The following is a 21,823-nucleotide window of genomic DNA, read 5'->3' as shown; positions in this document are numbered from 1 at the left end:
TGCGAGGGGCGAGCGCTCTGGTGCGAGGTTCCCGATTCCGTGGCAGGCGGACGCGCTCGCACGGAGTCCGGAATCTCGCACCACAACAGCGGCGGGGGCACCGGAACTCGCACGGTGCGAGGCTCGGCACGGGCGGGGGCGCCCCTACGCCCGGCGCCGCACCCGCGGGTCGACGAACGCGTAGACCACGTCGACGATCACGTTCGCCGTGACGATCAGCAGCGCCGAGAACAGCGTGAAGCCGACGACCACCTGCAGGTCGAGCGTGTGCACCGCGTCGATGAGCAGCGCGCCGAGGCCCTGCATCGAGAACACCTTCTCGGTGATGACGGCACCACCGAGCAGCGACCCGAGGTCGAGCCCGAACAGCGTCACCACGGGCAGGATCGCCGTCCGGAGCCCGTGCCGCACGACGACCTGGCGCTCCCGCAGCCCCTTGGCACGGGCGGTCCGGACGAAGTCCTGCGACATCGACTCGAGCATCTCACCACGGGTCAACCGGGCGTAGATCGCAGCGCTGATGAAGGCCAGCACGCACCACGGCAGGATCAGGTGGGTGAACCAGCCGACCGGGTCGTCGCCGAAGGCCACGTACCCGCTCGTCGGCAGGATCCCGAGCACGAACCCGAACAGCAGGATGCCGAGCAGCCCGACCAGGTACGCCGGGGACGAGACACCGGCGACCGCGACCGTCATCACGGCCCGGTCGACGAAGGTGCCACGGCGCAGTGCCGAGACGGTGCCGCCGAACACCCCGGCGACGAGCCACAGCACGGCAGCGCCCACGGCGATCGAGGCCGTGACGGGCAGGCGCGCCAGGATCAGCTCGGTGACGCTCTCGTGCAGCTGGAACGAGTACCCGAAGCACGGCGCCGCGCACTCGATGACGCTGTTGCCGCTGCCGAAGGTCCGGCCGGTGAAGATGCCGGCCAGGTAGGCCCCGAACTGTGCGAGCCAGGGCTTGTCGGTACCGAGGAACGCCTGGACCTCTCGCAGCCGGTCGGGCGTGCAGGGCTTGTCGCAGATCGCCCGGGCCGGGTTGGTCGGCAGGAGCATGAAGAGCGCGTACGTGATGGCCGCGACGACGAGCAGCACGACGGCGGCCCCGAGCACGCGGATCGCGAGGAACCGCAGGGTGGCGGCGTTCACGCGGTGCCCCCTCGTGGGTCGAGGGCGTCGCGCAGGGCGTCACCGAGCACGTTGAAGGCGAGGGTGATGAGGAACAGTGCGGCTCCGGGGAACACGAGGTACATGGGATCGGTCTGCACCCAGCCGATGGCGTCGCCGATGCTGCGACCCCACGACGGCGTCGGCGGGTTGACGCCGACGGCCAGGAACGAGAGCGCGGCCTCGGCACCGATCATCGACGGGATCGAGATGGTGGCGTAGACGGTGATCGTCGCGGCGAGGTTCGGCAGCAGCTGCGTGCGGATGACGTGCCAGCGCCCGGCGCCCATCGCGGTGGAGGCGACGACGTAGTTGCGGCTGACGAGCGACAGCGTCTGCCCCCGCACGACACGGGCCACGGCCGGCCAGCCGAAGAACCCGATGACGAGCACGACGAGCACGGGCTTCGGGAACGTCGACGGCACGATCGCGGTGAGGGCGATCATGAACACGAGCGACGGGAACCCGAAGATCACGTCGACGACCCGCGAGAGCACCCGGTCGTACCAGCCGCCGAAGAACCCGGTCGTGACGCCGACGAGCACGCCGATGACGATCGACACCAGGGTCGCGGCGAGTCCGATGCCGAGCGAGGTCCGCGCACCGTACGTGACGATCGAGAACAGGTCACGCCCGGTCAGGGGCTCGACACCGAACCAGTGGTCGCCGCTGATGCCGCCGCCGGCACCCCGGGGCGCACCGAACGAGTTGAGGGCATCGATGTCGTACGAGTACGGGTCCTGCCCGGACAGCTTCGCGATGAGCGGGGCCGCCACCGCGACCACCAGGAACACCGCGATGACGACGGCCGAGGCCACCGCCCAGCGGTCCTGCCGGACACGTCGCACCACGGCCCGGAAGCCGGTCGTGCGGCCGGACGGTGCGACCGGTCGGTCGACGACGTTGGCCGTCACGAGGCCACTCCTTCCCACGCACGCCACGCCTCGCGGCGAGCGGCTTGTCGCACGGGGTCGGCGACGGGCGCTGCGGCGAGGAGCATGCGCGTGTAGTCCTGGTGCGGGTCGTCGAGCACGGCGTCGGTGCTCCCCCGCTCGACGACCCGGCCGTCGCGCAGCACGATCACCTGGTCGGCGAGCTGGCGGACGACGGCGAGGTCGTGGCTGATGAGCAGCATGCCGAAGCCGAACTCCCGCTGCAGCCCGGCGAGCAGGTCGAGCACGGCGGCCTGCACCGTCACGTCGAGTGCCGAGGTCGGTTCGTCGGCGATGACCAGTGCCGGCCGCAGTGCGAGCGCACGCGCGACGGCGACGCGCTGCCGCTGGCCGCCGGACAGCTGGTGCGGGAACCGCTCGGCCCACGTCGGGTCGAGCTGCACGGCGGTCAGGAGTTCACGGACCCGTTCGGCTCGCTCGCCGGCGGAGTCTGTGCCGTGCACGAGCAGCGGTTCCGCGATGCTCCAGCCGATGGTCTGTCGCGGGTTGAGCGACGACGCCGGGTCCTGGAACACGATGCCGACCCGGCTGCGCAGCTCACGCAGTCGTCGTCCGCGAGCGGTGCGCAGGTCGCTGCCGTCCACCTCGACCGAGCCGGCGACGACGGGCACCAGGCCCGCGAGCGCGCGCCCGATCGTGGACTTGCCGGAACCGGATTCGCCCACCATGCCGACGGTCTCGCCGGCGTGCAGGTCGAGGTCGATGCCGGACACGGTCGGTCCGCCTCGGCGCGAGTACCGCACGGCGACGTCGCGCAGGCGCGCCACGGGCGGCCGGGAGGCGCGACTCGCGTCCGCCTCGTCGCTCACCGCAGCGGTCTTCGCGCTGGGCGACACCTCACGCGCGCCCGGAGCCGTGAGCTGTCGGTGGGCGCGTGAGCCGGGCTCGCCGACCCGGGCGTCCGGGTCCGCAGCCGGCGTTGCGGACGCGGCCTCCAGGCTGGGGACGGCCGCGAGGAGTTCGCGCGTGTAGTCGGCGGTCGGGTGGGCGAAGACCTCGGCGACGGTGCCGTGCTCGACCGGGTCGCCGCGGCGCAGCACCAGCAGGTCGTCCGCGACGTCCGCGACCACGCCCATGTCGTGGGTGATGAGCAGCACGGCGAGGGAACGCTCGCGGCCGAGCCGCCGCAGCAGGTCGAGGATGCCGGCCTGCACGGTGACGTCGAGCGCGGTCGTGGGCTCGTCGGCGAAGAGTGCGACCGGGTCGCCGGCCAGGGCCATCGCGATCATCGCGCGCTGGAGCTGGCCGCCGGACAGTTCGTGCGGGTAGGCCTTCCGGATGCGCTCCGGGTCGGTGAGCCCGGCGTCACGGAGCAGTTCGTCGACGCGTGTCCGGACCCCGGCGCGGTCGAGCCCGGTCGGGTGGGCTCGGACGGCCTCGGCGATCTGCGTGCCGATCGAGAGGACCGGCGTGAACGAGTTCATCGGCTCCTGGAACACCACGCCGATGCCAGCCCCCCGGACGGCGCGGACCGTCTCGACGGGGGCACCGATGAGTTCCTCGCCACGGAACCGGGCGCTGCCCGACACCGAGGCCTGCGGCGGCAGGAGCCCGAGCACGCTCATGGCGCTGACGGACTTGCCCGAGCCGGACTCCCCCACCAGGGCGAGGACCCGGCCGGGCGTCAGGTCGAAGGAGACGTCACGGACGACGGGCTCCGCGTCGCCGAACGCGACGCGGAGCCCCTCGACCTGCAGGATCGGTTCGGTCACTGCTTGAGCGAGACCTTGAGGTAGTTCGGGTACGCCGGGAAGTCCGCGATCTGGAAGTTCTGCACGTTCGAACCGGCGAGGAAGGACTGCTTCGCGTAGATCAGCGGCACGACCGGAGCGTCAGCCATGATCTTCTTGTCCGCCTGGGCCCAGAGCTTCTGCGCGTCGTCCTGGTCGACCGTGGAGCTCGCCTTCGCGATGAGGGCGTCCACCTCGGGGTTGCTGTACTTCGAGACGTTGTAGCCACCGCCACCGATCTGCGACGAGTCGTAGAGGGGCTGCAGGTTGGCGTTCGCGCTCGGGAAGTCCGGCTGCCAGCTCGACAGCGACAGGTCGAAGTCGGTGCCGTTGGTGGTCGCCTGCGTGAAGGAGTCGTAGTCGAGCGGCTTGAGCGTCACGGCGATGCCGGCACGCTTCAGGCCGGACTGCAGCGCCTGGGCCTGGGCGAGGTAGGTCGGGTCGTTCTGCGTCACGAGGGTCAGCTTCAGGTTGCTGACGCCGGCCTCCTTGAGCAGCTGCTTCGCCTTGTCGACGTCGCCGGTGGCCTTCGTCTCGTACAGGTCGTAGTCCTGGCGCCCGGCGATGCCCGGGGTGATGAGCGTCGAGGCGTACGAACCGGCGATCGCGCCGCCGGCGGCGATCCGGAAGGACTTGCGGTCGACCGCGTACTGCAGCGCCTGGCGGACCTTGAGGTCCTTGAGCTCACCGCGCTGGGTGTTGATCGCCATGTAGCTGATCGGGCCGGCCTTCGACGTGGCCAGGCGGTCCTGGGCGGCCGGGTTGCTGCGCACCTGGTTGAGCTCGGCGGCACCCAGGTAGATGGCGCCGAACGAGTTCTTGGCGTCGCCGTTGTCCGCGATCAGCGTCTGCGTCGCCGTGGACTGGTCCTGGCTCTCCTTGAAGACGATCTTCGACGGGCCGGCGGTGCGGACCTCGTCGGTCTTCGCGCTCCAGTTCTTGTTGCGGACGAGCGTGACCTGCGAGCCCTGCGTGTTCGACTGCACCTGGTACGGGCCGGACGCGACCGGCTTCAGGTCGTAGGCGCCGGTGTCCTTGCCGTCGCCCTCGGGCACCGGCGTGAAGGCCGGCATCGACGCGAGCCACGGCCAGTCGCCGTACGCGTCGTTCAGCTTGAAGACGATGGTCTTGTCGTTCGGGGTCTCGATGCTGTCGAGCGACTTGCCGTCGAAGGGGCCCTTGTAGTCGGCACCGCCCACCAGGAGCGACTTGTGGTAGCTCAGGCCACCGCTCAGCGTCGGCGCGAACGAGCGCTCGATGCCCCACTTGATGTCCTTCGTGGTGATCGGCGTGCCGTCCTGGAACTCGACGCCGTCCTTCAGCGTGTAGGTCCAGGTCTTGCCGTCGTCGCTCGAGACCCCGGTGTTGGTCGCCAGGTCGGGGACGACCTTCGCCGTCTTGCCCGGCTCGACGTCCCACGTGGTGAGCCGTCGGGCGACGAGGCCCATCGACGTGATGCCGAGGCTCTGGCTGGTCGCGGGGTCGAGGTGGAACGAGGTCTGCGGCGTCAGGATGTTGAGCGTGCCGCCCTTCGCCGTGCCCTCGGCGCCGTCGTCGGACGAACCCCCACCCGAGCAGCCGGTCAGGACCAGGGCTGCTGCTGCGGCGACGGCCGCGGTGATCGTCAGGCGGTTGGGGCGTCTCATGACGGTGCTGCTCCTCGGGGAAGGGGGTCGCGATCGCGGTGGCGGTCGCTGCGCGGCGGAACGGTTCACCCGCCGGGCGGCGTCCATCCTGACACCGCGACGGTGGCCCGTCCGAATCTCGCGTGCGTCGGACGACGCACGACGAAACATTGCAAGCGCCGGACGCCGTCCCGCTATTCCCGATGCGTTCGCACAGCGGTGCGTCAGCGGTCGAAGAGCCCACCGAGGAAGTCGTTGCCGAGGTTCGACGCCTGCTCGCCGAGACCGGACGCCTGCTCCCCGAGGCCCGCGGCCTGCTCGCCGAACCCGCCGAGGAGCTGCTCGCCCTGACCGAAGAGCCCCTCGACGCCACCGCCGAGGTCGCCGAGCCCGAGGTCGCCCATGCCCGAGGCGATGCCCTCGAAGTCCACGCCGAGGTCGGCGGCCCCTGCCAGGACCGGCCCTGCGGCGGCACTCAGCACCGCTCCCCCCGCCACCGCGGCGGCGAGGCCACCGAACGCCATCGCGCCGGCGCCGACCGCTGCACCACCGGCGAAGGCCCCGGCGCGGCCGCGGCCGTTGCCGTTGCCGTTGCCGTTACGGCCGGAACCACCGAGGACCCGTCGGACCAGACCCGGACGCGACATCTCGCCGCGGGTCATCGCACGGGCCATGCCACCCGCCGAGTCGTCGCGCAGGTGCTCGTGGGGCGGGAGCTCGGAGTTCAGGCGGTCGCGCACCTGCTGGCGCTGCGCGGGGGTGAGCCGCGCGAAGGCGTCGTGGTGGACCTGTTCGAGCTGCTCCGGCGACGAGGTGCGGAGCAGGTAGTCGTACTTCGCCAGGGCGACCTTGTCGGCGTCGGCCCCGTGCTGCGGCGTGCCGGCGTGCTGCTGCGGCTGGCCGTACTGCGCCGGCTGCGGCTGGCCGTACTGCTGCGGCTGCTGGCCGTACTGCTGCGGCGGCTGCTGCTGGTTCCGGTCGTCGCCGGTCAGCTTGTCCGCGGCGCTGCGCACGATGCCGCGCCAGTCGGTCCCGCCCTGCTGCGATCCGGCGCCGGGCGCGGTTCCCGCCTGCCCACGCTTCTGGAGCTGCTTGTCGATGGCCTTGGAGGCCATGCCGAGGATGCGGTTGAGGTTCGCCATGCCCCGACCTTTCCGTCCTCACATGTGAAGGCCCGGCGCTGCTCCGGTGCGACACCCGCGCAACGCATCCCGATCCCCTGGGAACCGGCGCGGCTCAGGACAGGATGCGCGCGAGGAACGCGTTCCGGAACCGCCCCGTGGGGTCGAGGTCCCGGGCGAGTGCGGCGAAGTCGGACAGCCGCGGGTACGCCTCGTGCAGCCGCTCGGCACTGGCCGCGGAGACCTTGCCCCAGTGCGGCCGAGGGTCGAACGGTGCCAGGACGTCCTCGATCCGGGCCACCGCCGCGGCCACGGCGGCGGCGTCACGACGGAACGTGAAGTGCAGGCCCACCGACTGCCGACCGGACGACGGCGCGAGCCAGGCGGTGTCGGCCGCGATGGTGCGGACCTCGGCGGCGATGAGGATCGGGGCGAACAGCGACGCCAGCGGTCGGAGCGCCTCGAGCGCCTCCACCGCGGAGGCTGCGGGGATCAGGTACTCCGCCTGGATCTCGGCCCCGGTCGACGGAGTGAACGAAGACCGGAAGTGCGGCAGCCGCTCCGACCAGGGCCCCGGCACACCGCCCTGCTCGGTGACCCCGGCGGGGTCGTTCTCGCCCGGGTGCACCGGGCCCGAAGCCGCTCGGGCGCCCAGGGCGACGAGGTCGACGGTCGGTGCGACCTCGTCGACGCGGTGCTTGACCCAGACCTGCCGGGCACCGCGGTCGTCGAACGACGTGAACATCGACACCGAGTACGCGTCGGACATCACCTGGTCGAACTGCGCGGCGACGGCGTCCCACGGCAGGTCGAGGTGGACCGTCGTGGCGACCTGGAACGTCGGCTCGATCGCGAGCTCCACCGCGGTGACGACACCGAGCGCGCCGATCCCCACCCGGTGGGCGTCGAGCAGCCCGTCGGGCGACGAGGCGTCGACGTGCGCGAGTTCACCGGAGGCGCGGACGACGTCGAGGCCGACCACCGCCTGCGCGAGCGACGGGTTCCGCACACCGGAGCCGTGCGTGCCCGTGGCGACGGCCCCGGCCGTGGAGATGTGCGGCAGGGACGCGAGGTTCCCGAGTGCCCAGCCACGGGCCTCCAGACCGGCCGCGACCTGGCTGTGCGTCATGCCGGCCGCGACCCGCACGACGCGACGCGACGTGTCGATGTCGAGCACGGGCGGCAGGTCCGACAACGCGACCTGGACGGCATCGGTGTCGGCGATGGTGTTGAACGAGTGTCGCGAGCCGAGCGCCGTCAGGCGCGGCGTCGAGGCGACGAGCTGCTGGAGCTCGGTCACCGACGTCGGCCGGGCCAGCGCCGAGGCGCGGTAGGTGACGTTGCCCGCCCAGTTGGTGCGGGTGCGCTCGGCCGCGATCACGTCGTCCATCGTGGGTCCTGACTCCTCTAGAAGCCGCGGTCGAGACGGTGCCACGTCTGCTGGAGACGCAGCTCGTCGCGGAACCCGCGTGCGGTGGTGTGCTCGTCGATGACCAGGAACTCGGTGCCGACCATGGTCGCGAAGTCCTCGACGACCTGCAGGCCGACCGCCGTCGTCATCACGGTGTGGTGGGCAGCGCCGGCGGTGAGCCAGGCCTCGGCGGCGACGGGGAACGACGGCCGGGGCTCCCAGACCGCGCGGCCCACGGGCAGCTTCGGCAGGGCCTCGGTCGGGGGCACGACGTCGACGACGTTGGCGGTGAGGCGGAAGCCGTCGCGGGTGTCGGACAGCGCGACGACGACGGCCTCGCCGGAGTCGGCGGTGAAGACCAGGCGGACCGGGTCGTCCTTGCCGCCGATGCCGAGGGGGTGGATCTCGAGCGTCGGCTTCGTGGTGGTGAGCGTCGGCGAGACCTCGAGCATGTGCGCCCCGAGGATCTTCTCGGCGCCCGGGGTGAGGTCGTAGGTGTAGTCCTCCATCAGGGAGGCACCACCGGGCAGGCCGGCACCGGCGACGTTCATCGCGCGGACCAGGACCGCCGTCTTCCAGTCGCCCTCGGCACCGAAGCCGTAGCCGTCGGCCATCAGGCGCTGCACGGCCAGGCCCGGCAGCTGCTTGAGCGAGCCGAGGTCCTCGAAGTTCGTGGCGAACGCGGCGCTGCCGTTCTGCGCGAGCAGGGTGCGGAGGCCGATCTCGATGGCGGCACCGTCGCGGAGCGCGGCGTGCCGTTCGCCGCCGGCGCTGCGGAGTGACGGGTCCACGTCGTAGTCGCGCTCGTACGTCGCCACGAGCGCGTCGACCGCTGCCGTGTCCGCTGCTGCGGCGTCCACCGCTGCCGCGAGCTCGTTGACGGCCCAGGTGTTGACCTGCACGCCGAGCTCGATCTCGGCCTCGGTCTTGTCGCCCTCGGTGACGGCGACGTAGCGCATGTTGTCGCCGAAGCGGGTCAGCTTCAGCTCGCGGACGGCCGCGGCGCCGGCGGCGGCACGGGTCCAGTTCGCGACGCGCTGCTGGACGCGGGGGTCCGAGACGTGGCCGACGGCCGTGGCGTGCCGGACGCCGAGGCGGGCCAGGGCGTAGCCGAACTCACGGTCGCCGTGCGCGGCCTGGTTGAGGTTCATGAAGTCGAAGTCGATGTCCGCCCAGGGCAGCGTGACGTTCGCCTGCGTGTGCAGGTGCAGCAGCGGCTTGGTCAGCGCCTGCAGGCCACCGATCCACATCTTGGCCGGGCTGAACGTGTGCATCCACGTGGTGACCCCGATGACCTTGTCGTCGGCGCTCGCCTCGATGAGCGCCCGGCGGATGCCGTCGGCGTCCTTGAGCACGGGCTTCCACACCAGCTTCACCGGCAGGTGCCCGGCGAGTTCCGCGTGGACGGCCCTGCTCTGCTCCTCGACCTGGCGCAGGGTCTCCTCGCCGTAGAGCCCCTGGGAGCCGGTGAGGAACCAGACCTCGTAGCTGTCGAGCGTGGCCTGGGGGTCGACGGTGGTGTCCTGCGTCATCGCATGGCTCCTTCGGGGTTCTGTCCGTAGACGTTCTGGTAGCGATCGAAGAGTCGATCGATGTCGGCTTCGGGGATCGGCACGGCGTCGCCGAGCTGCCGCGAGATGTGGACGGTCCGTGCCACGTCCTCGCACATCACGGCCGCCTTGACGGCGTCCTTCGCGTCCTTGCCGATCGTGAAGACGCCGTGGTTCTGCATCAGGACCGCGCGGCTGCGGTGGCCGCTCAGGGTGTCGACGATCCCGTGACCGATCGAGTCGTCGCCGATGATCGCGAACGGGCCGACCGGGATGGGTCCGCCGAACTCGTCCGCCATCGCCGTGATCACGCACGGGATCGCCTCGGCGCGGGCGGCCCAGGCGGTCGCGTACGTCGAGTGGGTGTGCACGACACCGCCGACCTCGGGCATGTTCCGGTACACGTAGGCGTGCGCGGCGGTGTCGCTGGACGGGCCGTGCTCGTTGCCCCAGCCCTCGGCCGGCACGCCGTCGAGGGTGCAGACGACCTGGTTCTCGGGCCTCAGGTCGTCGCTCGACACCCCGCTCGGCTTGATGACGAACAGGTCCGTGCCGGGCACGCGCTCGGAGACGTTGCCGCCGGTCCAGATCACGAGGCCGTAGCGGACGAGTTCGCCGTGCAGGCGCGCGACGCGCTCCCGCGTCGTCGCCACCGCCTGGCGTGTGGTCTCGTCGATCGCGTCCGTCATCGGGTCACTTCCTCTGTCTGGAGGCGCGGGTCGGCGCCGTCGGTCTGCTCGGTCGGTCCTGTGGTCGCGCTGGGGCGGGTCGCCGCCGCGGCGACGTCCTGCACGGGCAGTGCGGCCCGGTAGCGCTCCAGGTACGTCTGGAACCCGGCGACGTCCGCCGGCTCGGGTTCGGCCACGTGCACGGCGTCCCCGCCGAACACGGTGTCGGACAGGTAGTCGGCGAGCTGCTGGTCGGTGTGCTCGAGGTAGGCGGCCAGGACGGCGATCCCCCACGCGCCGCCTTCGCCCGCGGTCTCCTCGAGCGCGATCGGCACGCGCAACGCCGCCGCGAGGAGCCGCTGCGGGCTGCCGGGCGTGCGGAACAGCCCGCCGTGCGCGGTCATCCGGTCGACCTGCACCTGTTCGCCGTGCAGGACGTCCATGCCGATGGCCAGGGTCGCGAAGGCGCCGTGCACCTCGGAGCGCACCAGGTTGCCGAGCGTGAAGCGTGCGCCGGGGGTGCGGAGCAGCAGGGGCCGGCCGTCCTCGACGTGGGTGACGGGTTCGCCGGCCAGGTAGTTGAAGGAGAGCAGGCCGCCGGCATCCGGGTCGGTGTCGTCCGCGACGGCCTCGGCGAGCAGGGTGGCGTAGACGTCGTCGATGCCGATCGGCGTCGCGCCGATCGGCGTCGCGCCGGTCCGCTCGCTCGAGGCCTCGGCGAAGCGTCCGAACACCCGGGCCCAGCTCGCGATCTCGCTCGCGCCGTTGTTGCAGTGCACCATCGCCACGGCATCGCCGGCCGGGGTGGTGACGACGTCGAGTTCCTCGTGCGCGGTGGTCAGCGGCTGCTCGAGCACGACCATCGCGAAGATGCTCGTGCCGACGCTGACGTTGCCGGTGCGCGGGGCGACGGCGTTCGTCGCGACCATGCCGGTTCCGGCGTCGCCCTCGGGCGGGCAGAGCGGTGCGCCGGGTTCGAGCGTGCCGGTCGGGTCGAGCCAGGCCGCACCCTCGGGGGTCAGCTCACCGGCTTCCGCGCCGGCGACGAGGACCTCGGGCAGCAGGGACCGCAGGTCCGGCACGCCGATCAGGTCCTGCGCGGTGGCGAGCATGGCGTGGTCGAAGTCCTTCGCGCCCGGGTCGCCGGGGCCGCTGTCCACGGGGCCGCCCTCGATCGGGAACATGCCGCTCGCGTCACCGACGCCCAGGACGTTCCGCCCGGTCAGGCGTCGGTGCACGTAGCCCGCCAGGGTCGTGACACCGGCGATCTCGGCCACGTGCGGCTCGTCGTCGAGGACCGCCTGGTACAGGTGGGCGATCGACCACCGCAGCGGGATGTTGAACCCGAGGGCCTCGCTGAGCCGTTCAGCCGCGGGGCCGGTCGAGGTGTTGCGCCAGGTGCGGAACGGCACGAGCAGCTCGCCCGCGGCGTCGAACGCCAGGTAGCCGTGCATCATCGCGCTCACGCCCACGGCGCGGTACGTGGTGGGGCTGACGCCGTACTGCGTCTCGACGTCGGCCACCAGGGCGGCGTACGCGGCCCGGAGTCCGGTCTCGACGGCCTCGAGCGAGTAGGTCCAGCGGCCGTCGACGTACTCGTTCTCCCACTCGTGGGAACCGGCGGCGATGGGCACGAGGTCCTCGTCCACCAGGCAGGCCTTGATGCGGGTGGAGCCGAGCTCGATCCCCAGTGTGGTGCGGCCGTCCACGATCCGCTGTCGGCGGTCGTCACCCATGCGTTCCTCCAGAACCTCGTCGTCCCCAGTGAGCGCTCACATCCTGGCACGTGAGCGCTCACTCACGCAACGCCGCGGCGCGCCGCCCGCCCGCCCCTCCCGTCCCGCTCATCCGGTCGTCCCGCTCGTCCGGTCGTCCCGCTCGTCCCGCTCGTCCCGCTCGTCCCGCCCTCCCGCCCGCCCGCCTGCCCCACCGGTCGCAACACCCCGCTCAGTTCCCCCCACCGGTCACGAAACGTCGTCCGGCGCATCGGCAACCGACCGTTCCTGACCACTCGACGTCACACGCACGACGGGTCGTGACCGTGCGACGAACGAGGGGCGACGACGACGTGCGACCACGGCAGCCCCACACCCGCGCAAGTCCCGACCACCGGCCACCCCGCACCCGCGCGAGTCCCCGACCACCGGCCACCCTCCACCCGCGCGAGTCCCCGACCACCGGCCCGCCGACCCCACGACACCCCGAACGGCGGCGCCGGGGACGGTCACGACACCCCGCTGCCTCCCCACCGCGCGGTCACGAACTGTCGGCTGGAGGTGCGCCGAGCAACGAGTCGTGACCGTTCGGCCACGGCGGACGGGGTGTCGTGACCGCGCGGTCACGAACTGTCGACTGGAGGTGCTCCGAGCGACGAGTCGTGACCGCCCGACCACGGCGGACGGGGTGTCGCGACCGCTCGGCCACGGCCGCCGGGGTGCCGCGACCGCCCTAGGCGCCGACGGTGCTCTCGCGGATGACGAGCGACGGGGTCACGGCCGCCGACGACGCCGTCCCGCCGTCGATCAGGGCGAGGAGCGCCTGCCCCGCGACGCGTCCGAGCTCCTCGAGCCGCAGGTCCACCGTGGTCAGCGGCGGCCTCGAGGCGAGCGCCATCACGTCCCAGTCGTCGAACCCGGTGACCGCGACGTCTCCGGGCACCGAGCGCCCGAGCTCCCGCAGCCGGTCGCACACGCCCCGGGCGATCTGGTCGCTGCCGCAGACGATCGCGTCGACGTCGGGCGACTCCCGCGCGAGCACGTCCACCGCCTGCCGCCCCCAGCGCTCCGACCACTCGCCGTACAGCGGGTCGGTGACCAGGTGCGACCCGAGGACCGACGAGGCACCGGCAACCCGTCGTGCCGCGGACCGGTGTCGTGCCGGCCCCGTCACGATCGCGACCCGCTGCCGCCCGAGCGAGCGCACGTGCGAGGCGACGAGTGCCGACCCGGCGGCGTCGTCGAGGGTGATCGACACGTCGGAGTCATCGGTCGAGGGTGTGAAGGCGTAGACGACGGGGATGGACACGTCGATCGGGGGCCGGGCGTCGGCGGAACGGCCGGTCACGATGATGCCGTCGACGCCGCGGGCCGCCAGGGAGCGCAGGTAGTGGGCCTCGCGCACGTGGTCGTCGCGGGTGTCGCACAGCAGGACGGCCATCCGCCCGGCGGACAGCGCGTCCTCGGCGCCGAGCAGCACCGGGATCGAGAACCGGCCGAACGAGTCGGTGGTGATCATGCCGACGGTGTAGGTCCGTCCCGACGACAGCGCACGGGCCCGGGCATCGCCGACGAACCCGAGCTTCTCGGCGGCTTCCTTCACCCGCAACCGGGTGGCGTCCCGCAGCTGCCCGGTGCCGTTCAGCGCCTTCGACGCGGTGCCGATCGACACCCCGGCGAGCGCCGCCACGTCGGTGATCCGGATCGGCTGACCGGTGCGTTCGAGCGTCACGGCAACCACCTTTCCGAGGACGAGGACGTGCCGATGACCTTACACAAAACCGCCGGGACGCCCTTGCGCGGCGTGCACCCCGTGTCGTAACGTCCACCGCAGAAACCGTTTTCCGGCTGGCTCGAACCACCCGAACGGCTCCAGTCACATCGCAAGGAGGCGACATGACCACCACGCTCGCGACCGATCGCGGCGCGCACACCGCGACCCCGGTCCTCCCGACCGCCGACGCGCACCTCACGCTCCGGCCGCTGCCGACCGGCGACGCCCGGATCACCGGCGGCTTCTGGGCGCTCCGCCAGGAGCGCAACGGCCGCGACGCCGTCCGCAGCGGCTACCAGCAGCTGGAGACGGCCGGCAACTTCCGCAACCTCCGCATCGCCGCCGGGCTCGAGGAGGGCGAGGCCGTCGGCCCGATCTTCATGGACTCCGACGTGACGAAGTGGCTCGAGGCCGTGGCGTGGGAGTACGGGCGCGCCCCCGCCGAGGACCTGCTCGACCTGCAGCGCGAGGTCACCGCCCTGTACGCCCGGGCACAGGCCGACGACGGGTACCTGGACTCCGTGCAGCAGGTGCGCGGGAAGGGTGAGCGGTACACGGACCTCAAGTGGAGCCACGAGATGTACTGCGCCGGGCACCTGTACCAGGCGGCCGTGGCGCAGCACCGTGCGACGGGCGACACCGGTCTGCTCGACGTCGCGATCAAGAACGCCGACCACCTGGTCCGCACGTTCGGCGACGGCACCGCACCGGACGGCACGCCGAAGACCCGCGACGTCGACGGCCACCCCGTCGTCGAGATGGGCCTGGTCGAGCTGTACCGCGAGACCCGCAACCGCGACTACCTCGACCTGGCGCACTGGTTCGTCGACGCCCGCGGGCACGGCATCATCGAGCGCGCCGGCGGCGAGCCGACGTACTTCTCCGACCGGGTGCCGAGCCGGCAAGCCACGACCGTCGAGGGGCACGCCGTCCGCGCCGTGTACCTGGCTGCGGGTGCCGTGGACGTCGCGATCGAGACCGGGGACACCGAGCTCCTCGCCGCGAGCGAGCGCCAGTTCGCGGACATGATGGCGACGAAGGCCTTCATCACCGGCGGCCTCGGGGCGCGCTGGGACTGGGAGGCGTTCGGCGACCCGTACGAGCTGCCGACCGACCGCGGCTACGCCGAGACCTGCGCGGCGATCGGCGGGGTGCAGTGGGCCTGGCGGCTGCTGCTCGCCACCGGCAAGCCGGTGTACGCCGACGCGATCGAGCGCCTGCTGTACAACGCGTTCCTCGCCGGGGTGAGCCTGGCCGGCACCGAGTACTTCTACGTGAACCCGCTGCAGCAGCGCGACCACGCGCACCAGGACGAGAACCGCTCCCCCGCCCACGGGCGACGCGGATGGTTCGACTGCGCCTGCTGCCCGCCGAACATCATGCGCACCTTCGCGAGCCTCGACGGCTACCTGGCCACGGCGACCGACGGCGGGCTGCAGGTCCACCAGTACGCCACCGCCGACCTCGGGCCGCTGCGGGTCGAGACCGACTACCCGCACGACAGCCGTGTCCGTGTCACGGTCACCGAGGACGGCCCGCTCGCCCTGGGCCTGCGGATCCCGGCCTGGTCGGACACCACGACCGTCACGGGTCCGGACGGGTCCGTGAGTCCGACAGCGGGCACGCTGCACGTCGTCGACCGCGAGTGGTCGGCGGGCGACACGGTCGAGCTCGTCTTCGACACGACGCCGCACCGCTACGTCGCCGACACCCGCATCGACGCCGCCCGAGGGCAGGTCGCGATCGAGCGCGGCCCGCTCGTGTACGCGGTCGAGCAGGCGGACCAGCAGGGCTTCACGGTCGACGACCTGACGGTCGACGCGGACGCGCCGATCACCGAGGAGCGCCGCGACGACCTGCTCGACGGCGTCGTCACGCTGCGGATCCCGGGGCACGCCCCGGCCGAGCACGTGCAGCCGGCCTGGCCGTACCAGCGTCTGGACGCAACCCGGTCTGGAGGATCGGATCACGCCGGAGACGTGACCGACGTCGACGACGTGGCCGGTCCGCAGGGCGCCACCACGGGCCTCCAGGCTGGTCACGACGGCCGCGACGTCACCGCGACCGCCGTCCCGTACTACGCGTGGGCCAACCGGGGAGCCGCGCCGATGCGCGTCTGGCTCCCGCTGGCACGGTGACCGGCGTGGACCGCCGAGCGTTCCTCGTCGGCGGCGTCGCCGGCGGGGCCGCACTCGCCCTGGCCGGGTGCTCCGGCACCCTGCCGAAGGTGGTCGCGAAGCCCGCGAGCTTCGGGAAGAACGCGACCGGCACCGTGCAGGTGTGGTGCCGGTCGGCGACCCAGGCCGGCCTGACGTCGGCCGTCGCCGGGTTCAACAAGGCGAACCCGGCGCTGCAGGTCCAGCTGACGCCCGTGCCGGACGCGCAGTACGTGACCAAGCTCGCGACCGCGATCCGCGGGGGTGAGCCACCGGACGTCGTGGACATCGACGACATCAACTCGCAGCTGTTCATCTTCCGCGAGGCGTTCGCCGACCTGACCGACGTGGTCAAGAGCCTGGACTACTTCGACGCGATCTCACCGGGGCACCTGCGCCTGCTCGAGTACCGCGACCGGTACTACGGACTGCCCTACCTGGCCGACAACTCGCAGCTGTTCGTGAACACCGAGCTGTTCGAGCGTGCGGGCCTCGACGTCGAGGAGTCGACGAAGGACCTGTCCACGCTGCTCGACGCGGCGAAGGCCATCCGGAAGCTCGACGACGACGTGTACGGCTGGTCGATCTCCGGCAACGCCGCGGGCATCATCGGCTTCGTCACGCAGCCGCACGTCTGGGCGACCGGGGTCGACATGATGACCGGCGAGGTGGGATCCCAGCGGGCGAACATCACCGGCAACGAGGCCCTCGAACGCATGCTCGAGTTCTACCGGCAGCTGTGGAAGGACGGCGTGCTGTCGAAGGCGACGTACTCCGACGCCGGCACCACGTGGGGTGCCGACTTCCGGGCCGGCAAGGTGGGGATCTTCCCGACCTCGTACGGGGCGACCGTGCCCGCGGCCACCAAGGCGATGCGGGCGAAGATGCAGACGGTGCTCATCCCGTCGTGGGACGGCCAGCGGTCGTTCTTCGACGGCGGCGACAACATGTGCATCCCGAACGGGGCGGCGAACCCGTCCGGTGGGTGGGCGTTCATGCAGTACGCGAACGGCCTCCAGCAGCAGCAGGCACTGCCGGACGGCGGGTACTTCCCGACGCGGTCCGACGCCGCCACCCCGGAGTACCGCAAGCGGTTCCCGCTGGCGTACGGGCCGCTCGACGCCATCGAGAAGGGCTACGCGCCGCAGACGCTGGCGTACAACCTGCTCAACAACCAGCCGTCGTCGCCGTACTTCGCGATGTTCCGCGAGGCCGTGTTCGGGTCGGGGAGCGCTGCCGCCATGCGGACGGCGCAGTCCGACTACCAGCGGATCCTCGACCAGGTGCAGGCCTGAGCCTGCCTGCCTGTCCTCTCCGCTCGTCCCGCTCGTCCCGCTCGTCTCGCTCGTCTCGCTCTTGTTGATGCACAGAGAGGTGCACGCATGTCGACCATCTCCACCCGGCGCCCCGCCGGCCGGACCGGCCCGGGCCGTCCCACCGTGGGCCGCCGCCCGGGGCGTGGCGGCTCCGTCCGGACCCGCAACTCGCTCACCCATCCGCCGCGCACCGGCGCCGTCCTCGTCGCCCCGGCGATCCTGTTCGTCGCCGTCTTCGTGCTCGTCCCGCTCGTGTTCGCGCTCTACATCTCGTTCACGAACTGGCCCCTGATCGGCCCGTACCGGTTCATCGGGCTGCAGAACTACCTGACGCTGTTCCAGGACCCGACGTTCGTGCACGCCATCGGCTACACGCTGCTGTACACGGCGATCGTGACCCTGCCGATCCTGGCGCTCGGGTACTTCCTCGCCGTGCTCGTCCGCGCACGGCGCCGTGGCAGCACGATCCTGCGGACGGTGTTCTTCCTGCCGTACGTGGTCGGGCTGACGACGCTCTCGTTCATGCTCGTGCTCGAGGCGCAGCCGAACTCCGGGGCCGTCAACATGGTGCTCCGCTGGCTCGGGATCACCGACGGCAGCACCGCGTGGCTCGTGAACGGTCCGCTGGCGACGCTGCTCATCTGCGTGCTCGTGGTGTGGGCGGTGTCCGGGCTGACCATGGTGCTGCTCATGTCGGCGATGCAGGGCGTCCCCGACGAGGTCTACGAGTCGGCGCAGCTCGAGGGGGCCTCCTGGTGGCAGACCGAACGCCTCATCACGTTCCCGATGATCCGCTCGACCGTCGCGCTGAGCGTCATCATCTCGGTGATCGGGTCGCTGCTCGCCTTCAACCAGTTCTACATCCTGACCCAGGGCGGGCCGGGCACCGAGACCACCACGATCGTGAACGCGATCTACAACCGCGGGTTCGTGAACCTGCAGCTCGGGGCCGCGACCGCCCAGTCGATCGCCCTCGTCGTGGTGATCGCCGCCGTGACGGTGTTCCAGTTCTGGGCACTGCGAGAGAAGGACTGACGCCATGAGCACCACGACCTCCCGTGCGGCCCTCGCGGCGCCGGACCTGTCCACCAGGACCCTGACCACCACGGGTGACGGCCGACGTCGGCGCCACCAGCAGGGCAGCGTCCAGCACCCCCGCGACACCACCGTCAAGCGCACCCTGTACGCGATCGCCGGCATCGGTTCCGCGCTCGTGTTCGGCGTCCCGCTCATCTGGTCGATCCTGCGGGCGTTCCAGTCCGAGGCCGTCATCACCCAGGCCCCGGACCCGGCGACGTTCTTCCAGCTCGGGTGGCAGAACTTCGCCGCCGTGTTCGCCTCGTCGTCGCACCTGCTCACCGGCGTCGTGAACTCGCTCATCGTGTCGATCGCCACGGCGGTGCTGACCGCGGTGATCGCGACGATGGCCGGCTACGGGTTCGCCCGCTTCCGGTTCCGGGGCGCCGGGCTCGTGTTCGGCCTGGTGCTGCTGACGATGATGGTGCCGTTCCAGGCCATCCTCACGCCGCTGTACCTCGAGATGAACGCCATGGGGCTGACGAACTCGCTGCTCGGGCTCGTGCTGTTCTACACGACCGTGAACCTGCCGTTCGGGGTGTTCGTGATGCGCAACGCGTTCGAGTCGATCCCCACCGAGCTCGAGGACTCGGCCTTCGTCGACGGCGCCTCGCGCTTCCGGGTCGTCGTGTCGGTGCTCCGCCCGCTGCTCCTGCCGGGGGCGGCGACCGCGGCGCTCTACGCGTTCCTGGCGTCGTGGACGGAGTTCCTCGGAGCCCTGACGTTCCTGACGAAGGACTCGCTGTACACGCTGCCGGTCGCGCTGCTCAACCTGCAGACCGGGGCGTACGGGCAGGTGTCGTACGGCAACCTCGTCGCCGGGTCGGTGGTGGCGATGATCCCGTGCATCGCGCTGTACGTCGGGTTGCAACGGTTCTACGTCGCCGGGCTGTCGTCCGGGGCGTTGAAGGGCTGACGGTCGGGTCAGCTCGCCGGCGGCGCCCCTCGCACCGTGCGAGGGGCGCCGCCGGTGTGGTGCGAGGTTGCGTGCTCCGTGCGGGGCGCAGGGGCTCGCACCGAGTACGGAACCTCGCACCACGCCAAGCGCGCGGTGCCAGACCTCGCACGGTGCGAGGGAGCGCGCGGCACCGGACCTCGCACGGTGCGAGGGGCGCTACGTGCTGCGCCGCACCACCAGCTCGGGCGCGAGCAGTGTCTCGTCGCGGGGCTCCCCCTCGACCAGGGCCCGCACGGTGTCGAGCACCCGCTCCCCCATCGCCCGGAAGTCCTGCCGCACGGTGGTCAGCGGCGGCGTGAAGTGCGCGGCCTCGGGGACGTCGTCGAACCCCACGACCGCGATGTCGTCCGGCACCCGCAGCCCCTCGTCGGCGAAGGCGTGCAGCACCCCGAGGGCCATCTGGTCGTTGCCCGCGAAGACGGCGTCGACGGTCCCCACGTCGATGTGCCGGGCGGCCGCGAAGCCGCTCGCCGGGGTCCAGTCGCCCTCGAGCACGACCGGTTCGAGCCCGGCGTCCTGCATGATCCGCACGTAGGTGGCACGGCGCACCTCGGACTCCTGCGAAACGTGCGGTCCGGCGATGTGCACGATCCGGCGGTGTCCGCGGTCGAACAGGTGCTGCATGACGAGCGAGGTGCCGGCCGCCTGGTCGATGGCGACGGCGGCGACGCTCGGTGCGACCGGGGTGCGGACGGCGTCGCGCTGCACGGCGTTCGACACCACGACGGGCACCGTGACCGGCACGGTGAGCGACGCGAGGGCGTCGAGCACCCGGTTGTCGGCGGCGACCAGCACGATCGCGGCGACGTCCTGCGCGAGCAGCGTGGTGAGCGCCCCGGACAGGTCGGACGGCCGCGGCTCTTCCGGCAGGGTCGACAGCAGCACGTGGTACCCGGCGGACCGCGCGGCCCGTTCGAAGCCGATCGAGGTGCTCGACGGACCGTACAGCGCGTCGCCGGCGGTGATGATGCCGAGCGCCTTGCTCCGCCCACCGGCGAGCGCCCGGGCGGCGGCGCGGGGCCGGTACCCGAGCTCGGTGACGGCGTCGGTGACCTGCGTCCGGTACTGCTCGCGGACGGTCGGGTCGCCGTTGATCACGCGGGAGACGGTCTGGTGGGACACGCCGGCGCGTTCGGCGACGTCGAAGATCGTCGGGGCCTTCCGGCGCTTGCCGCCCCTGCCCTCGGGGGCGGTCGTGGTGCTCACGTGGCCAACCGTACCGCTCGGTCCGGCCGCCGCGGCAAGATCACGAAACGGCGGTGTTGAGTTGACACCCCGTCACGGAACCCACATGATGTGAGCGCTCACACGAGCGCATCCCACGGGGCACAGCAGCCCCGGCACCCGACCGCGTCGAGGACGACGCGAAGGAACAGAGGTACTTCGATGATGAAGCGCAGGATCATCGCGGGCGTCGCAGCCGTCGGCATCGCGATCTCGCTGGCCGCTTGCTCGGCCGGCGGCCGTGCGTCCACCGATGGTGGCGGCAGCGGCGACAACAAGGGCGCCCTCGTCGGCGTCGCCATGCCCACCAAGGTCTCCGAGCGGTGGATCAAGGACGGCAACGCCGTCAAGAGCGACCTCGAGAAGGCCGGCTACAAGGTCGACCTCGAGTACGGCGACAACAAGGTCCAGCAGCAGGCCCAGCAGGTCAGCAACATGATCACCAAGGGCGCGAAGGTCCTGATCATCGCGTCGATCGACGGTGGCGCGCTCTCCGACCAGCTCGACGCCGCCGCCAAGGCCGGCATCAAGGTGATCTCGTACGACCGCCTGCTCACGGGCAACAAGAACGTCGACTACTACGTGTCCTTCGACAACGAGAAGGTCGGCGTCGACCAGGCGAACAGCCTGCTCACCGGCCTGGGTGTGCTCGACGCGGACGGCAAGAAGACCGGCGAGAAGGGCCCCTTCAACATCGAGGTCTTCGCCGGCTCGCTCGACGACAACAACGCCGGGTTCTTCTTCAACGGCGCCATGAAGACGCTCAAGCCGTACCTCGAGGACGGCACGCTGAAGATCCAGTCCGGCCAGGACCAGCTGTCCCAGGCCGCGACGCAGCAGTGGGACCCGGCCACGGCCAAGGCCCGCATGCAGAACCTGATCGCCAAGTCCTACTCGGGCGGCACCACGCTCGACGGCGTGCTCTCGCCGTACGACGGCATCTCGATCGGCATCATCTCGGCGCTCCAGGGCGCCGGGTACGGCACGAGCGACCGTCCGCTCCCGACCGTCACGGGCCAGGACGCCGAGGCCGCCTCGGTCAAGTCGATCATCGCCGGCCAGCAGTACTCGACGATCTACAAGGACACGCGCAAGCTCGCCAAGCAGTCGGTCACCATGGCCGAGGACCTGCTCACCGGCAAGAAGCCCGAGGTCAACGACACGAAGAGCTACGACAACAAGGTCAAGGTCGTCCCGACCTTCCTGTTCCAGCCGACGGTCGTCACGAAGGACAACTACAAGGAAGTCCTCGTGGACTCGGGGTACTACACCGAAGCCGACCTGAAGTAGTCAGGCCCATCTCACGGACCGGAGGCGCGGTGCCAGACCGCACCGCGCCTCCAGTCCGTCTCCACCAGCGCGCCCACGCGCGCACGAC

The 21,823-nt window shown here is 71.5% G+C and carries 16 protein-coding genes; 5 read left to right on the top strand and 11 right to left on the bottom strand.

The genetic code is table 11. The annotated features are described in order from the left end of the window. Positions 1-144: 144 nt before the first annotated feature. The 10 genes from BR70_RS0111425 to BR70_RS0111380 form a co-directional block, all read right to left on the bottom strand. The gene (locus BR70_RS0111425; RefSeq protein WP_027466175.1) at positions 145-1,149 is read right to left on the bottom strand and encodes an ABC transporter permease; all 1,005 of its coding nucleotides are present in this window, start codon (positions 1,147-1,149) and stop codon (positions 145-147) included. Further along, on the bottom strand, positions 1,146-2,081 hold the full coding sequence (locus BR70_RS0111420; protein ID WP_027466174.1) for an ABC transporter permease: 936 nt from the start codon (positions 2,079-2,081) through the stop codon (positions 1,146-1,148). The genes BR70_RS0111425 and BR70_RS0111420 overlap by 4 nt, the downstream gene beginning before the upstream one ends. Continuing rightward, a complete protein-coding gene (locus tag BR70_RS20665; RefSeq protein WP_035808795.1) occupies positions 2,078-3,832 on the bottom strand; it encodes a dipeptide ABC transporter ATP-binding protein in 1,755 nt (584 codons plus the stop codon). Before BR70_RS20665 ends, BR70_RS0111420 begins: the two co-directional genes overlap by 4 nt. Beyond that, on the bottom strand, positions 3,829-5,496 hold the full coding sequence (locus tag BR70_RS0111410) for an ABC transporter substrate-binding protein (RefSeq protein WP_027466173.1): 1,668 nt from the start codon (positions 5,494-5,496) through the stop codon (positions 3,829-3,831). The genes BR70_RS20665 and BR70_RS0111410 overlap by 4 nt, the downstream gene beginning before the upstream one ends. A 203-nt stretch (positions 5,497-5,699) precedes the next feature. Then, positions 5,700-6,617: a hypothetical protein gene (locus tag BR70_RS0111405; RefSeq protein WP_027466172.1), complete on the bottom strand. Its 918-nt coding sequence runs from the start codon at positions 6,615-6,617 to the stop codon at positions 5,700-5,702. Positions 6,618-6,711: 94 nt separating this feature from the next. After that, positions 6,712-7,986, bottom strand: coding sequence for a D-arabinono-1,4-lactone oxidase (locus BR70_RS0111400; RefSeq protein ID WP_027466171.1), 1,275 nt, complete (start codon positions 7,984-7,986; stop codon positions 6,712-6,714). A gap of 17 nt (positions 7,987-8,003) precedes the next feature. Then, a complete protein-coding gene (araA, locus tag BR70_RS0111395) occupies positions 8,004-9,539 on the bottom strand; it encodes an L-arabinose isomerase (protein ID WP_027466170.1) in 1,536 nt (511 codons plus the stop codon). Next, positions 9,536-10,246 carry an L-ribulose-5-phosphate 4-epimerase gene (locus BR70_RS0111390; RefSeq protein WP_027466169.1) on the bottom strand — a complete coding sequence of 237 codons (711 nt, stop codon included), beginning with the start codon at positions 10,244-10,246 and terminating at the stop codon, positions 9,536-9,538. Before BR70_RS0111390 ends, araA begins: the two co-directional genes overlap by 4 nt. Continuing rightward, positions 10,243-11,961 (bottom strand): xylulokinase, encoded by a 1,719-nt coding sequence (locus BR70_RS20660; RefSeq protein ID WP_051596856.1) that lies wholly within the window; start codon positions 11,959-11,961, stop codon positions 10,243-10,245. Before BR70_RS20660 ends, BR70_RS0111390 begins: the two co-directional genes overlap by 4 nt. A gap of 712 nt (positions 11,962-12,673) precedes the next feature. Beyond that, the gene (locus BR70_RS0111380; protein ID WP_027466168.1) at positions 12,674-13,672 is read right to left on the bottom strand and encodes a LacI family DNA-binding transcriptional regulator; all 999 of its coding nucleotides are present in this window, start codon (positions 13,670-13,672) and stop codon (positions 12,674-12,676) included. Between the two features lie 164 nt (positions 13,673-13,836). On the opposite strand from BR70_RS0111380, the gene BR70_RS0111375 reads away from it, so the two are divergent. From BR70_RS0111375 to BR70_RS0111360, 4 genes are all read left to right on the top strand, one after another. Then, complete coding sequence (locus tag BR70_RS0111375) at positions 13,837-15,852, top strand: glycoside hydrolase family 127 protein (RefSeq protein WP_027466167.1); 2,016 nt, start codon at positions 13,837-13,839, stop codon at positions 15,850-15,852. Between the two features lie 5 nt (positions 15,853-15,857). Continuing rightward, on the top strand, positions 15,858-17,165 hold the full coding sequence (locus BR70_RS0111370; RefSeq protein ID WP_231495696.1) for an ABC transporter substrate-binding protein: 1,308 nt from the start codon (positions 15,858-15,860) through the stop codon (positions 17,163-17,165). Between the two features lie 87 nt (positions 17,166-17,252). Beyond that, positions 17,253-18,221 (top strand): carbohydrate ABC transporter permease, encoded by a 969-nt coding sequence (locus BR70_RS0111365; protein ID WP_027466165.1) that lies wholly within the window; start codon positions 17,253-17,255, stop codon positions 18,219-18,221. 4 nt (positions 18,222-18,225) lie between these two features. Next, positions 18,226-19,179, top strand: a complete 954-nt coding sequence (locus BR70_RS0111360) for a carbohydrate ABC transporter permease (RefSeq protein ID WP_027466164.1) — start codon at positions 18,226-18,228, stop codon at positions 19,177-19,179. Positions 19,180-19,377: 198 nt separating this feature from the next. Here BR70_RS0111360 and BR70_RS0111355 read toward each other — a convergent pair whose 3' ends face one another. Further along, on the bottom strand, positions 19,378-20,427 hold the full coding sequence (locus BR70_RS0111355) for a LacI family DNA-binding transcriptional regulator (protein ID WP_081827356.1): 1,050 nt from the start codon (positions 20,425-20,427) through the stop codon (positions 19,378-19,380). Positions 20,428-20,607: 180 nt separating this feature from the next. Between BR70_RS0111355 and chvE the strand changes: the two genes are divergently transcribed. After that, positions 20,608-21,735 (top strand): multiple monosaccharide ABC transporter substrate-binding protein, encoded by a 1,128-nt coding sequence (chvE, locus tag BR70_RS0111350; protein ID WP_027466162.1) that lies wholly within the window; start codon positions 20,608-20,610, stop codon positions 21,733-21,735. The last annotated feature ends 88 nt before the right edge of the window (positions 21,736-21,823 follow it).

Source organism: Curtobacterium sp. UNCCL17 (assembly GCF_000686685.1).
Lineage (GTDB): Bacteria > Actinomycetota > Actinomycetes > Actinomycetales > Microbacteriaceae > Curtobacterium > Curtobacterium flaccumfaciens.
Note: the sequence above shows the minus strand (reverse complement) of the source record. Positions and strands in the feature narration are given on the sequence as shown.

Bases quoted from the DNA above. Each gene is read 5' to 3' on its own strand.
- BR70_RS0111410 (WP_027466173.1), bottom strand. From the start codon at position 5,496: ATGAGACGCCCCAACCGCCTGACGATCACCGCGGCCGTCGCCGCAGCA.
- BR70_RS0111405 (WP_027466172.1), bottom strand. From the start codon at position 6,617: ATGGCGAACCTCAACCGCATCCTCGGCATGGCCTCCAAGGCCATCGAC.
- BR70_RS0111400 (WP_027466171.1), bottom strand. From the start codon at position 7,986: ATGGACGACGTGATCGCGGCCGAGCGCACCCGCACCAACTGGGCGGGC.
- araA (WP_027466170.1), bottom strand. From the start codon at position 9,539: ATGACGCAGGACACCACCGTCGACCCCCAGGCCACGCTCGACAGCTAC.
- BR70_RS0111390 (WP_027466169.1), bottom strand. From the start codon at position 10,246: ATGACGGACGCGATCGACGAGACCACACGCCAGGCGGTGGCGACGACG.
- BR70_RS20660 (WP_051596856.1), bottom strand. From the start codon at position 11,961: ATGGGTGACGACCGCCGACAGCGGATCGTGGACGGCCGCACCACACTG.
- BR70_RS0111375 (WP_027466167.1), top strand. From the start codon at position 13,837: ATGACCACCACGCTCGCGACCGATCGCGGCGCGCACACCGCGACCCCG.
- BR70_RS0111365 (WP_027466165.1), top strand. From the start codon at position 17,253: ATGTCGACCATCTCCACCCGGCGCCCCGCCGGCCGGACCGGCCCGGGC.
- BR70_RS0111360 (WP_027466164.1), top strand. From the start codon at position 18,226: ATGAGCACCACGACCTCCCGTGCGGCCCTCGCGGCGCCGGACCTGTCC.
- chvE (WP_027466162.1), top strand. From the start codon at position 20,608: ATGATGAAGCGCAGGATCATCGCGGGCGTCGCAGCCGTCGGCATCGCG.